14 protein-coding genes are annotated in these 13,634 nt (G+C 41.7%); 2 read left to right on the top strand and 12 right to left on the bottom strand.

Annotated features, from left to right (window positions below):
* Positions 1 to 132: 132 nt before the first annotated feature.
* From NSS65_RS05550 to NSS65_RS05540, 3 genes are all read right to left on the bottom strand, one after another.
* Positions 133 to 936: a DUF2268 domain-containing protein gene (locus NSS65_RS05550; protein WP_326133279.1), complete on the bottom strand. Its 804-nt coding sequence runs from the start codon at positions 934 to 936 to the stop codon at positions 133 to 135.
* A gap of 78 nt (positions 937 to 1,014) precedes the next feature.
* Positions 1,015 to 2,256, bottom strand: a complete 1,242-nt coding sequence (fabF, locus tag NSS65_RS05545; protein WP_034282078.1) for a beta-ketoacyl-ACP synthase II — start codon at positions 2,254 to 2,256, stop codon at positions 1,015 to 1,017.
* A gap of 21 nt (positions 2,257 to 2,277) precedes the next feature.
* Positions 2,278 to 3,216 carry a beta-ketoacyl-ACP synthase III gene (locus tag NSS65_RS05540; protein ID WP_034282079.1) on the bottom strand — a complete coding sequence of 313 codons (939 nt, stop codon included), beginning with the start codon at positions 3,214 to 3,216 and terminating at the stop codon, positions 2,278 to 2,280.
* A 171-nt stretch (positions 3,217 to 3,387) separates the two neighbouring features.
* On the opposite strand from NSS65_RS05540, the gene NSS65_RS05535 reads away from it, so the two are divergent.
* A complete protein-coding gene (locus NSS65_RS05535) occupies positions 3,388 to 3,621 on the top strand; it encodes a hypothetical protein (protein WP_034282082.1) in 234 nt (77 codons plus the stop codon).
* 9 nt (positions 3,622 to 3,630) lie between these two features.
* Here NSS65_RS05535 and NSS65_RS05530 read toward each other — a convergent pair whose 3' ends face one another.
* The 4 genes from NSS65_RS05530 to NSS65_RS05515 form a co-directional block, all read right to left on the bottom strand.
* Complete coding sequence (locus tag NSS65_RS05530) at positions 3,631 to 3,828, bottom strand: ComZ family protein (protein WP_034282083.1); 198 nt, start codon at positions 3,826 to 3,828, stop codon at positions 3,631 to 3,633.
* 12 nt (positions 3,829 to 3,840) lie between these two features.
* Positions 3,841 to 4,803 carry a BMP family ABC transporter substrate-binding protein gene (locus tag NSS65_RS05525; protein ID WP_024425055.1) on the bottom strand — a complete coding sequence of 321 codons (963 nt, stop codon included), beginning with the start codon at positions 4,801 to 4,803 and terminating at the stop codon, positions 3,841 to 3,843.
* Positions 4,804 to 4,894: 91 nt separating this feature from the next.
* The gene (locus tag NSS65_RS05520; RefSeq protein ID WP_061109668.1) at positions 4,895 to 5,470 is read right to left on the bottom strand and encodes a hypothetical protein; all 576 of its coding nucleotides are present in this window, start codon (positions 5,468 to 5,470) and stop codon (positions 4,895 to 4,897) included.
* Positions 5,471 to 5,543: 73 nt separating this feature from the next.
* The gene (locus tag NSS65_RS05515) at positions 5,544 to 6,284 is read right to left on the bottom strand and encodes a hypothetical protein (RefSeq protein WP_024425057.1); all 741 of its coding nucleotides are present in this window, start codon (positions 6,282 to 6,284) and stop codon (positions 5,544 to 5,546) included.
* 212 nt (positions 6,285 to 6,496) lie between these two features.
* On the opposite strand from NSS65_RS05515, the gene NSS65_RS05510 reads away from it, so the two are divergent.
* Complete coding sequence (locus NSS65_RS05510) at positions 6,497 to 6,691, top strand: YjzD family protein (protein ID WP_003211779.1); 195 nt, start codon at positions 6,497 to 6,499, stop codon at positions 6,689 to 6,691.
* 112 nt (positions 6,692 to 6,803) lie between these two features.
* Here the strand turns inward: NSS65_RS05510 and NSS65_RS05505 are convergent, their stop codons facing one another.
* The 5 genes from NSS65_RS05505 to NSS65_RS05485 all read right to left on the bottom strand — a co-directional run bounded on the left by NSS65_RS05505 (position 6,804) and on the right by NSS65_RS05485 (position 13,596).
* On the bottom strand, positions 6,804 to 8,069 hold the full coding sequence (locus NSS65_RS05505) for an MFS transporter (protein ID WP_041117120.1): 1,266 nt from the start codon (positions 8,067 to 8,069) through the stop codon (positions 6,804 to 6,806).
* A 163-nt stretch (positions 8,070 to 8,232) separates the two neighbouring features.
* Positions 8,233 to 8,412: a YjzC family protein gene (locus NSS65_RS05500; protein WP_008348517.1), complete on the bottom strand. Its 180-nt coding sequence runs from the start codon at positions 8,410 to 8,412 to the stop codon at positions 8,233 to 8,235.
* Between the two features lie 102 nt (positions 8,413 to 8,514).
* Positions 8,515 to 9,465, bottom strand: coding sequence for an ornithine carbamoyltransferase (gene argF / locus NSS65_RS05495; RefSeq protein ID WP_326135031.1), 951 nt, complete (start codon positions 9,463 to 9,465; stop codon positions 8,515 to 8,517).
* Positions 9,462 to 12,542 carry a carbamoyl phosphate synthase large subunit gene (locus tag NSS65_RS05490; protein WP_254001641.1) on the bottom strand — a complete coding sequence of 1,027 codons (3,081 nt, stop codon included), beginning with the start codon at positions 12,540 to 12,542 and terminating at the stop codon, positions 9,462 to 9,464. The genes argF and NSS65_RS05490 overlap by 4 nt, the downstream gene beginning before the upstream one ends.
* Entirely contained in the window at positions 12,535 to 13,596 is a 1,062-nt protein-coding gene (locus NSS65_RS05485) for a carbamoyl phosphate synthase small subunit (RefSeq protein ID WP_024425061.1), read from the bottom strand. The genes NSS65_RS05490 and NSS65_RS05485 overlap by 8 nt, the downstream gene beginning before the upstream one ends.
* Positions 13,597 to 13,634: the final 38 nt, after the last annotated feature.

Raw genomic sequence — 13,634 nt, 5'->3', positions numbered from 1 at the left:
CTTAGATCAATAGAATCGAACCTGAATATTCTGTATTTTAAAAATAAAAAGAATTATTTGTATATTATTACATCGCTATGACGAAATCAAGAAGTATTTAGTAAATTTGTAATATGTCTCTTTTTATGTGAATTATTCACTTTGTGATTCTATCGCCTTTAAAAAGGTTTCTGCTGGCTCTGCAATCATAGACTCCTCGCTGATTCGGTGCTCATTGAAATATTTTTTCACAATATAAAACCCGGTAGCGTAACCAAGCATTTTAGGGTAGTTCCCTTTTCCATAAAGAAGATTCTGTATCAGCCTTTCGTCGTCCTGGACTCTTTGATCAAGATGACTGGATACCCATTTCTTGTACATACGCTGAAGCTGTTCTTCGCTATAGAAGGTGGTCCATTTCGCTGTATAGTTTTCTCCATATCTATGATACACAGCATATTCAGCGAGCCCCTCCATCATGATTGTATCGAGGAATGTAAAGTCTTTTTCTTCTTTTGAGAGAAAATGCAGCCTGCATACATGGTGATATTCGTGAGTCAGCAATGTACCGATTCGCTCCTTCGGGGTATTTGGAGACAAAAAAAGAAAGACCTTGTCATCAAATGCCATGCCGGATTGATAATAAAATTGCTCTCTGATTTCTCTGCTGCTCTCGTTGACAGGTAAAATAAACACGGGAATGTCAGGACCTTTCCACTGCTTTTGAAGCGTTTGATATTCTTTCATGACAAGCTTGAAATACCCTTTTTCCTTGAGCTTGTCGATCATGTTTTTGCACGAGCTCCAAGACCGAACCATCCCGTGATGCTGCAGGTGAGCGAGGATAGACGACCATTCTTTTTCCTCGGCCCCTTTAAAATAAGGAACAAAGCGCGCTGCAAGCTCCTGAAATGATGATGATTGATGAATGAGATATTGTGTATTGATCAGACCCATACCGCTAAAACACCTCCATTTTCATCATATGCAAAAAAGCGGCGATCTGTTTATCGACCGCCGCTTTCTCAGAAAGTATTACGCTTCGTATTTTTTGAAAATAATTGTCGCATTATGCCCGCCAAAACCAAGTGAGTTACTTAAAGCCACTTGTACTTCTTTTGAACGTGCTTCATTTGCTACATAATCAAGATCACATTCTTCATCCGGTGTTTCAAGATTAATGGTTGGAGGAAGGACGCTGTCTTTAATCGCAAGAACAGAGAAAATGGCTTCTACTCCGCCTGCTGCGCCAAGTAAGTGACCTGTCATTGATTTTGTCGAACTGATCGCAAGCTGGTTCGCATGCTCTCCGAACACTTCTTTAATCGCCATTGTTTCAAATTTATCATTGTAAGGTGTGCTTGTACCGTGGGCATTGATATAATCAATATCTTCCACAGACAACCCTGCATCTCGAATCGCTTCTTTCATTGCACGGACGCCGCCTTCTCCATTTGGAGCTGGTGCTGTAATATGGTAGGCATCTCCAGTTGAACCATAACCAACGATTTCTGCATAAATGGTCGCACCACGTTTTAAGGCATGCTCAAGTTCTTCAAGAACAATAATCCCTGCACCCTCACCCATGACAAATCCGTCACGGTTTTTGTCGAACGGACGGCTTGCTGTCTTTGGATCAGGATTTGTCGAAAGGGCTTTGTTCGCACAGAAACCTGCAAACGACATTTTTGTTAATGGCGCTTCTGTTCCGCCTGTGATCATTGCATCTGCATCTCCGCGCTGAATAACTTTAAATGCATCACCAATCGAGTTTGTTCCTGTTGCACATGCTGTCACCGTACAAGAGTTAACCCCTTTTGCGCCAAGTGCAATAGAGATTTGGCCTGTCGCCATATCAGGAATCATCATTGGGACGAAGAATGGACTGACGCGTCTTGCCCCTTTATTTGAATACACTTCGAACTGCTCTTCAAATGTTTCAAGCCCGCCAATACCAGACCCAACCCATACACCAACACGCGGTGCGATTTCATCTGTGATTTCAAGACGTGAATCTTCCAGCGCTTTTTGAGCTGCAACGACTGCATATTGTGTGAAGCGTGCCATTTTCCGCGCTTCTTTTTTCTCCATGTAATCTTCAATGTTAAAATCTTTTAGTTCTGCCGCTACTTTTGCGGTATATTCACTTGAATCGACACGTGTAATCGGTCCAACCCCTGATACACCCGCTAAAGCATTTTTCCATGTTGACTCTACATCGTTGCCAAGAGGTGTCAAAGCACCTAATCCTGTAACAACTACTCGTTTCTTATCCATTAATTTGTGCACCCCACTCTTTTATCGGCCCCATCGCATAGCGATTGCGCCCCAAGTTAATCCGCCACCAAAACCAACCATTACAATCACATCGCCGTCATGAATTTTTCCGGCTTCGATTTCTTCACATAGTGAAATTGGAATGGATGCTGCTGATGTGTTTCCATATTTATGAACCGTCTTCGACATTTTTTCAACCGGAAGCTCTAAGCGTTCGCGTGCTGCTTCCATAATGCGAATATTTGCTTGATGCGGGATCAAGAAATCAACGTCTTCTTTTGATAGTCCAGCTTTTTCAATGACATTTACACTTGACTCTCCCATTTGTCTTACAGCAAATTTAAATACTTCTCGTCCATTCATGATTGTATGATCTTTTTCATCTAAGTACAAGTGCTTCCCGCCGCTTCCATCTGCTCCAAGTTCAAATGATAGAATTCCTTTGCCTTCGCTGACTTCTCCCAGCACAGCAGCTCCAGCTCCATCTCCAAACAAAACAGCAGTATTACGGTCATCCCAGTCTGTAATGCGAGAAAGCTTTTCTACACCGACAACAAGCACGTGTTTGTAAGTTCCTGATTCGATAAATTGTTTTCCAGTTACAAGCCCATACATAAAGCCAGCACACGCAGCGCTAATATCCATTGCACATGCTTTATGTGCACCGAGCTGCTCTTGAATCATGCAAGCAACTGTCGGAAATGCTTGATCTGGCGTGACTGTCGCCACAAGAATCATATCGATATCTTCTGCAGCCACATCTGCGGCAGCTAATGCTTTTTTTGCAGCAGCAAGCGCCATATGAGATGTATTGACATCATCAGATGCAATTCTTCTTTCTTCTATACCTGTTCTAGTACGAATCCACTCGTCAGAAGTTTCAACCATTTTTTCTAAATCATGATTTGTTAATACTTTTTCAGGTATATAGCGGCCAAGGCCAATAATTCCAGCATTCATTGAATAAGACTCCTTTTACTCATACGAGCATGTGATATTGTGATCTTATATTAGTATCTGGTACTAATTTTACCTTATTTTTTTCTTCTTGGCAATACAAACGTCTAACCTTTCCTCTCACTTTTTTCATAGATTAATGATATATACCAATAGTAGAAAGGAACATGTGATATGGCACAAAAAGATATTTTCTCAGCAATGATGTTTGGACAGCCGATTGAGAAGGAGAAAAGCAAGACAGAGGCAAAGGAGGAACGTGCGGAGACATCTTCAAGTGAGGACTCAATTGACTACATGCATGTCATGAATCAAATTGGGAACATTATGAACTCCATCGATGAGCTGAAGCCTGTGTTTAAAGATGTTGGTCCTATGATTAGTGCCTTCAAGAAAAAATTATCATAAAAAAAGCCACTATTCTGTGGCTTTTTCTGATTCTGCATCTGCTTTTCCAAGCTCGTATGCTTCCTGCATGACAGATGTAAATAATGTTAGAAGCGGCTGAAGTGCTTCAGGGTCAAGCTGAATCCCTGCTTTATCTAACTCTTCCTTCGCCTGCGGAAAATACTTCATGGCAATTTGTAAAAATTCCATCGATTTTTCGTGCTGCATGTCGTCGTCTCCTCACTTTTCATTTGGCAGTTTTCCGGTTTTTTTGTAAGACGCAATATCACTTTCAATGTCTTTCACAAAAGCGTCGTCAATGGTGGAGCTAAATTTCCCCATCTCGACCACTCCTTCTTTAAAATCAAAGGAGTACTCATCTTGTTCATTTAGCTTGCCTTCATTAAACTTCTTTGCAATGATACTGTACGCCTTATCAACATGCTGTACAGTGCTCGTTAAAACTGTATGGCTGCCGAGGTTGGATTGATCGGTGACGTACCCGATCGCTGATAAATTATCGGCTTTGATTTGTTCAATGACAGGGATATTATAACCATCACCTGCTGGATACACAACATCAACGCCCTGCTTTTTTAATTTTTGATAGAGCTCCACCGCTTTGTCAGCATCATCCCAGTTTTCGACAAACTCTGCTAATACTTGTACATGTTCATCTTGATATTTTGCTCCTTTGATAAAGCCGTCTACTTCACTTTGCCAATCATATGTAGCAAGAATACCAATCTTTTTTGTTTTTGACATATGTGCAGCTGTCATGCCTCCGAAAAAGCCCATCGCTTCACCTTTAAACGTCACGTTTGTGACATTGCCCGCCTGAGGCTTGTTTCCATTGACCGTAATAAATTGTATGTTTGGATAATCTTCACTGATCAAGTTAAAAATTTCACTGTATTCATTGCCATGGCCAATAATTAAATTGACTCCTTTTTTATGGAATTCTTCAATGGCATCAACGATTTTCTCCTTGTCGACCATTCCTTCCTTATAATAAACATCTACACCAAATGTTGATTGGATACTTAATAAGCCTTTATAACCTTTCGTTCCCCAAACTTGATCATTGATCGTATCGGGGACGAGTAAACCCACCTTCTCAATTTTTCCTTTTAAAGGCGCCTGCGAGCAGGCAGATAATAGAAGAAGGAACGAAAAGATCATGACAAGCCGCTGGTACTTCATGCCATGTTCAACTCCCTTTTGCAACATGCAGTGATGAACCTGTATGTTAAATATAGGTTTATTTTATACTGAAAAAAGATAAGATGGAAGATCATTCTTGCTTTTTGTCGAAAAATGTTGAGTTTTGTCTTTTCCATTCTGCAATCATGTCTTCTGCTTGTTTGTCATCTGTTTGGCTTTCTACCTTCAATTCATACGTCATGTCCTGTCTTTGACCTGTGTCCGAAGCCCATTGTAACAATTCCTTTGCCACATCTTCTACAAAAAGTGAATCTGCACGCTTTGTTTGATCTTCATTGAGTGTCCATGGTCCGAACATGCGAGGAAGAATAACTGCCGGCACATTCTGTTTCACTGATTCGTTTTCAGGTTTTTCATAAAGAATCTGGTACATGCCATGCTCTGCTTTGATGTCTTTCTGCCTGTTATGCGGTTCCTCTGATTGAATAAAAATGAGGTCATACGTGTCTTTGCTATCCTGAAGGTCAATGACACGAACGAGATCATTTCTGCCCAGCCACATCATCCGCTCTTCTAACAGTGCCTTTTGTTCTTCTTTAAGATCATGAGGACGCGTGATATCCACTTGAATGCCCTCTTTCATCATATATTCACAAAGTGTCAGGCCAAAAAACTCATCTGCCCCTATGATCAGTCCTGTTTCCATGTTCACGTCCCCTTTTTTAATATCGAATAAAAAGAAGAGCCCTTTCTATGAAGGGCTGTTATCATCCTATTCATCACAATTCTCTTTCATGCGATTTATAAAACTTGTGAATGGATTGAAAGATTCTTCTCGGATGATCAAACATATGCAGCGTGAGATCGACCTGACAATGTTCTGGATTTTTCATATGCTGATCAATAAAAGGCTTTGCGTGAAGTTCATATGCATAAGGTGCGCCGTTTAGCCTTTGCCATATATGAATCGGTACATGAGCAGAATGAACAGGACAAGAAGGCAGTGGATACGTTTCAGCTTCCTTTTCAGAACAGCCATAGCTCTCTGCTAACTCTTTGAGCAGCTGCTTATAAAAGAATTTGTGTTCCTTTTCTCTTTCTCGTTGTGCATCCAGATTCAGACATGGATTCACCATCGCAATGGACCTTAGTACTTCAGGCATCTCCTCAGCAAGGCTCATAGCAACAAGTGCACCCATTCCCTCTGCGAGCACATGAATTTCCCGGTTTAATATTTCTTGTTTTAGTGTGTGATGCACGAGCTGCTTGGCACTAAAAACAGCATCTTCGCATCCCCAGTGATTCCCATGAAGATGACTATTAAACAATGTATATCCTTCATCCTTTAAGGCAGTTAAAAGCTGGTTTCTTCCATAATGCTGAAGCCAGAATGATGTATTTTCCTGCACAAAGTGATTTCGGTCACCGAGGATTAGAATGCCAAAGCCATTTGGTTTTTGAGGAAGGTGAATGATGTTCCACTGGGAACCAAGCTGGAAAAAACGTTCGCTTACACCCATATGGCCAGCCTCCTTTCAGTGATTCTGCTTTCTATGATATGAACAACAACTCTTGTAGGAATAAGGAAATCCCCTAAAGACAGAAGAATTCTTTTTATTTTTATAGCAGAAGGTCTTAAAATGGTCACATAAAGGCGGAAAACAGTCTTTTCCCTTCACTTGCATCTATGGTATGATAATCAATAGATTGTTACATAAAGGACGGTGGGATTATGCATTATATTATCACCCTCATTTGGACTTTTCTGCTGACACATATGGCTGGTTACATCGTTGCCTCTATGAATGGAGCTGCTTATGATTTTACGCTCACTTCCATTCTTGCAGTTGTGTTTACGGTTATTTTATTCATCTTTGCTGAAGTAAGTCCAATGAAAGAAACGGAAAGTTCAACAAAACATTCTTAATATGACTTGTGAAAAAGAGCTAAATTGATGTTTAGCTCTTTTTTCTTTCTTTTCAGAGTGATTGCGGCACGCTAAAACCCCCTGCCTTAAACATACAGGGGGTTTTTATTGTTTATACCTCGACGGTTTCGGACTTCTGTTTGTCTTGAGTCAAATGGCTTTTCGCAAGCCCTGTAAACAGGAAGATCGCGATACCTGATAAAATTTCAAGGATTCCTCCGCCAGCAATGACAGGTCCCGCTCCAAATCTTTCTGCCAGGACGCCTGATACGACAGCTGCAAGCGGGAGAAAGACATTTGATGAGGCATTGATCACAGCATATACTTGCGGCTGATCCTCTTGGTCAACAGATGTTTGAATAATGACCATTTCCGGCACATTGATCGCACTGACAGCAGCTCCGAAAATAAAGGAAGCAAGCAGAACAACCGGCAGCCATGTACTCATCCCTGTCATAAAGAATGCAGCCCCTTCAATCATGCCAGCGACAATAAAGAACAAACCAAATCTCTTAATTTTCACCTTTGCCAGAGCAAAGCCCATCATAAACGCGCCAACTGCGGCAACACCTCTTAAAATGGAATACACCATGGAGTCGCTTTGCAGCGCTTCTGCTACGTATACCGCTGACAGTGCCTGCCACGGAGCTGCTGCGACATTCATTAAGATACAATACAGCGTGAGCGCAAATAAAATGTGATGGTTTTTGACAACGAGAAACCCTCTTTTTAAGTTATACAAATATGTATTCTTCGCTTGTTTAATGCCCGCTGCTTTTTCTTCATCGGTTTTCTTTAGTTTGACCCCGATAATAAACAGACCAGAAATCACAAATAAAGCAGTGGTGATCAGCAGAGTATCTGCAGGTCCAATTAATTTAACCAAAAGACCAGCTACCATGACTGCTGCAAGTGCAACAATCTCAAAAGAAGATTGCAGGATTGCATTTGCTTTTTGAATGAGATGCTTTGGAACAATCTGCGGTAAGATCGCCACCGAAGCTGGATTATATGCTGCACCTGTTGCCGATTGAATAACCATTAATGAAATCAATAACCATAGAGGCAATAGATGCGAAAAGTGCAGAAGTGGAATAATGAGTACAATTGTTGCTCGAACAACATCTGAAGCGAACATCCATTTAGACAAATGGTGCTTTTTCATAAGAGGTCCTAAAATTGGGGCTAACAAAGATGAAGGGAGAACCGTTACTGCTAGAAGAAGTCCTGTACCGAGCGCTCCATCCCCTCTTAAAATCAATAGCCAAAGGACGGATGTAAAAGCAAAACTTTCCCCTGTGTTTTTAATGAGTCTTGATATGAATAATGAGGTGAAGCGTTTATTCCAAACACTTTCACTGAGATTCATCTTTTCCATCACACAAATCCTTTCAACAATATATTACATATTTTACCTTAAGTTCTCTTTTTTTCATACTATTTATTTGAAAATTTGAACTTAATTGTTTTTTATTATAAAGAAAAAAGAGGCATGATACATGCCTCTAAAGTCTTATTCCTGCTGACTCTTAGTCAATTGCTTACGGCTTTCTTTGGTAGGTCCAAACACGATTATGGTTCGAGTTATCAGGAAAGACGTCGCCTGCTTTAAGCTTAATCTTTAAAGGATCTTTCACCATACTGCCAGTTTCACCGATCTCGATATACACACCATTATTCGGTGCTTTATTCCCTGATTTAAACTGATGCTGCTGACCCATTTTCATCCTCCTTTCTCGATTGATGTTATTATGTCCCGTCCCTTGCCTCTCCAATCCTTTATGCAAAAAGTCCCTGCTCATACGAGTCAGGGACACTTGGATTTATTTGGATGTTCGATACATAAGTTCTTTCATTAACGCTTTTTGCACATGCAGGCGGTTTTCTGCCTGTTGAAATACTTTTGAGTGCGGCCCGTCAATAATATCTGCCGTCACTTCTTCCCCGCGATGTGCCGGTAGACAATGAAGGAAAATATAATCCTTTGCTGCATGACTCATCAGTTCGTTATTGACTTGATATTCTTTAAATTCAGCAAGACGTTTCTCTGTTTCTGCTTCCTGCCCCATGCTTGTAAACACATCTGAATAAATAACATCTGCATCTTTTACAGCTGCAACAGGATCTGTTGTCACGGTCACTTCTGCCCCTGATTGTTTTGCAAACTCACGGGCAGTGTCTGTGACTTCTTGAAGTGGTTCATAGCCTTTTGGTGATGCAACCGCAATGTCACAGCCTAGCTGCGCACAGCCGACCATCAAGGAGTGCGCCACGTTATTTCCGTCACCGATATAGGCCACTTTGATTCCTTTTAAAGTACCTTTTGTTTCTTTAATGGTTAATAAATCAGCAAGCGCCTGACATGGATGTGAGTAGTCGGTTAATCCATTAATGACTGGAATAGACGCGTATTGTGCAAGCTCTTCAACCTTCTCATGTTCAAAGGTTCGAATCATAATACCGTCGACATAACCAGACAGCACCTGCGCTGTATCACTGATGGTTTCTCCTCTGCCAATTTGCAAATCATTTGAGCTGAGGAAGAGCGCATGTCCTCCTAGCTGCGTCATCCCCGCTTCAAACGAGACACGGGTTCTAGTTGAAGATTTTTCAAAGATCATCGCTAACGTTTTTCCTTTGAATAAATCTTGATATGGGTTTTGTTTCATTTCTTCAGCTTTTTCAATTAAATATGCAATCTCATGGATTGAGAAATCTTTTAATGATAAAAAGTCTTTTCCGTATAATGCCGGTTGTACGTCGACTTGACTCATGCCGTCACTTCCTTTTTATATAATTCATGGAGCGAAACTGGTGATACATCTCCATTTTTTCCTTGCAGGAATGCTTGAACTGTTTCATATTCGGTTAGGACTTGAACGCCGTGTGTGAGTGCTTTTACACGCTGCTCTTTTGCCTCTTCATCTTCTCCTAAATGAATATGAAGGGATTTATCTTCATTCTGCAGCCAAGATTCAAAGCTGCCAGTCCAGACGTCAAAGCCTGCATGCTTCGCTTCATCTATCAATTGCTCGCTGCCTTGTATAAAAAGGCTTCCTTTTTGCTTCCAGATCGGCGCAAATACTTTTTTCAAGGCGCTTTCGGCGTTCTTGCCTACACACATTCCTTCTCCTGTCGCTTTCATTTCAGGTGTCAGCTTGAGGTCGATATCTTGAATGGCATGTGATGAGAACACTGGGAATTTGACCGCTGTCCCCCCTTTGTTTTTCGTTGCAGGGTTTAGTTCTTCAAGCGATGCACCAGCTAATAATTGAGTGGCCATTGGGATCATATCAATGCCCATTACCTTACTGACGACCGGTACAGTCCGGCTTGCCCGCGGATTCACTTCTAATACAAGCGCCTGATCCCCTTTGATGACAAATTGGATATTCATAATGCCCTTGAATGATAATTTCTTCGCTATTTGTTCAGACGCGGTATGCACCTGCTGTTTGATGTCTTCACTGATTGAGATACTTGGTAAAATGGCAAAGCTGTCACCTGAGTGCACGCCCGCTTTCTCAATATGTTCTACGATGGTTGGAATGAACGCCTTTTTTCCGTCAGAAATAAGATCCACTTCAATTTCTTTTCCCGTGACGTACTCATCAATTAAGATTGGGTATGGCAAATGATCTGGCTGATCAAGCAGTGATGCCAAATGTGCTTCTGACTGAACAACGATCATTCCCATTCCACCAATGACATACGATGGGCGAATTAATACAGGGTAACCGATGCTTTTCGCATGTACGAGTGCTTCTTCTTTTGAATGAGCCGTATCTCCTTTTGCGTGAGGAAGATTCAGTTCATCAAGAAGCTGATAGAATAAATCGCGGTCTTCAAGTGCATCCAGCGTATCAAAGGACGTACCTAACAATGTGACACCGGCTTTTTCTAAGCCTTCTGCGACGTTAATCGCAGTCTGTCCGCCAAATTGGACAATGACAAAATCAATTTGTTCTGCTTCCACAACGTTTAGGATGTGCTCTAATGTAATCGGCTCAAAATATAAACGATCTGCAATCTCATAATCAGTACTGACTGTTTCTGGATTGTTGTTCATCATGATGGTTTCAAATCCAAGCTTTTGCAAGGTCAGAACGCCATGAACAGCGCTATAATCAAACTCGACCCCCTGCCCGATTCGAATCGGACCAGAGCCAATGATGAGTGCACGCTGCTTTGTTTTTTCTTGATGTTCACCATCGCTTTTGCCGAAGTAGGTGGAATAGAAGTAATTCGTTTTAGCATCAAATTCCGCCGCACATGTGTCGACAATTTTAAATGAAGCAGCAATGCCGTATTCTTGACGAAGCTGCCTGATTGACTCTTCCGTGTGACCCGTAAGAAGAGCAATCGTTTCATCAAGGAAACCCTTTTCCTTTACCTTTTTCAAGGTATCTTTTGATAGCGTCCCCTTATGATCTTTCAATTCTTGTTCGAGCGTAATCATATTCTGGAACACATGTAAGAAGAATCGATCGATTTTCGTCGTTTGATGAATCGTTTCAACTGTTTCTTGTCTTGAAAGAAGCTCCATAACAGCGAAAAACCGGCGATCGTCTGGTGTTTTGATAAGTTCAAATAAAAGTTCTGTCGATTGCTCTTTCAGTTCTGGCAGGTGGAAGCCCTTCGTTTTAATTTCAAGTGATGCAACTGCTTTTTGAATGGCTGACTCTAAATTCCGATCAATCGCCATGACTTCACCAGTCGCCTTCATTTTTGTGCCTAATTGACGGTCTGCCTGTTTAAATTTATCAAACGGCCAGCGCGGGAATTTCACGACAACATAATCTAGTGCCGGCTCAAAACTAGCATAGGTTGTACCTGTGAGCGGGTTTTTCAATTCGTCTAGCGTATAACCCACCGCAAGCTTAGCTGCCATTTTCGCAATCGGATAGCCTGTTGCTTTTGATGCAAGAGCAGAAGAACGGCTGACCCGAGGATTCACCTCAATGACAAAGTATTCTTTACTGAGTGGATCAAGGGCAAATTGAATGTTGCAGCCGCCGACTACATCCAGCGCTGAAATGATTTTCAGGCTCGCTGAACGGAGCATTTGATAATCCTGATCCGTTAATGTTTGGGAAGGTGCAACGACAATCGAGTCTCCTGTATGCACACCAACTGGATCGATATTTTCCATGTTGCATACCGTGATACACGTATTTTGACGGTCTCTCATGACCTCATATTCGACTTCTTTAAAGCCAGCTATGCTTTTTTCAACTAAACACTGGTGAATCGGACTCGCTAAGAGAGCTCCTTCAATGAGCGGCTTAAACGCCTCCTCTGTTAGAGCGATTCCGCCGCCTTTACCGCCAAGTGTGTATGCTGGTCTTAGGATGACTGGGAAGCCGACTTCTTTTGCAAATTGAAGAGCATCTTCCGCATTATCCACAATTTCACTATCCGGCACAGGTTCGTTCAAATGCTTCATGAGAGCACGGAATTTCTCTCGATCTTCACCGTTTTCAATGGTTTCAACTGACGTTCCGAGCAGAGTCACCCCATGCTTTTTCAGCACACCGGCTTTTTCTAACTCGACAGCAAGGTTTAAAGCCGTCTGTCCGCCAAGGTTGGCTAAAAGACCATCTGGTTTTTCCTTTTCAATGATTCTTGTCACTGAATCAACTGAAAGCGGTTCAAAATAGATTTCATCAGCAAATGACTCGTCTGTCATAATGGTTGCTGGGTTATTATTCACTAAGATGACTTTGTAGCCTTCTTCTTTTAAGGCCATACATCCTTGTGTTCCTGAGTAATCAAATTCTGCTGCCTGACCAATGATGATTGGACCAGACCCGATGACTAGAATGGTTTGTATGCTTTGATCTTTAGGCATGTGCGACTTCTCTCCTTGCTTGTTTCACTTTCTCAATAAAATCATCGAATACCCATTCACTTTCAGCAGGCCCTGGGTGTGCTTCTGGATGAAATTGAACTGACATAATCAGCTTTTCTTTATGAATGAATCCTTCTACAGATCCATCATTGACATGAAGGAATTTCACATCCACTTCTTTGTCATTCATGCTTTTTTCATTCACAACATAGCTATGGTTCTGACTTGTCATAAAGACACGTTTGGATTCTGTATCCTGGACAGGATGATTCGCTCCCCTGTGGCCAAATGGCAGCTTATACGTATCTCCGCCAAGTGCAAGAGCGATTAATTGGTGACCTAGGCAGATCCCAAGTGTCGGAAATGACATCATGATGTCATGAATTGTTTTTAAATACGGTGTCATGGTTTTCGGGTCTCCAGGTCCGTTTGACAAGAGGATCGCATCCGGCTTGATCTCAAATACCTTTTCCATTTGTTTATATGGAATGACGGTTACTTTACAGCCGCGCGCTGCAAGCGAATCTGCAATTGATTTTTTAAAGCCAAAATCAATGAGCGCCACATGTTCCTCACCGCTGCCTTGTGTGTAGATTTCACTATCTGTCACCTGTGCGACGACATTGTCTTGTTTCATTGCAGGCGGCGTTTCGTTTTCGTCTACACTGAGCACAGCGTTCATCGTTCCATTTGCCCGGATGTTTTGCACGACTGCGCGCGTATCTGTATGTGTCAGAAGCGGGATATTCCACTTTTGTAAATAATCTTTTAAGCTGACCGCTGCAAGATGATGTGAAAAATGCTCTGCTGCCTCGTAAACAACTACCGCTTTTACTTGAGGCTTCTTGCTCTCAAAGTCTTCATGGTTAATGCCGTAATTTCCGATCAGCGGATAAGTGAAAACAATGATCTGACCTTTATAGGAAGGATCTGTGAGCACCTCTTGATAACCTGTCATACCTGTAAAAAAGACCACTTCACCTGTGATGCCAGCTTCTCCTGTCAGATCTCCTTCAAAAGAGGCTCCATCTTCTAAATTTAAATAACCCTTCATGCTTATGTCACCCCAAAATTGAATAATTAATGATATAA

Source organism: Bacillus sp. FSL K6-1006 (assembly GCF_038593175.1).
Classification (GTDB): domain Bacteria; phylum Bacillota; class Bacilli; order Bacillales; family Bacillaceae; genus Bacillus; species Bacillus safensis.
This window is presented reverse-complemented; position numbering and strand designations above follow the sequence as displayed.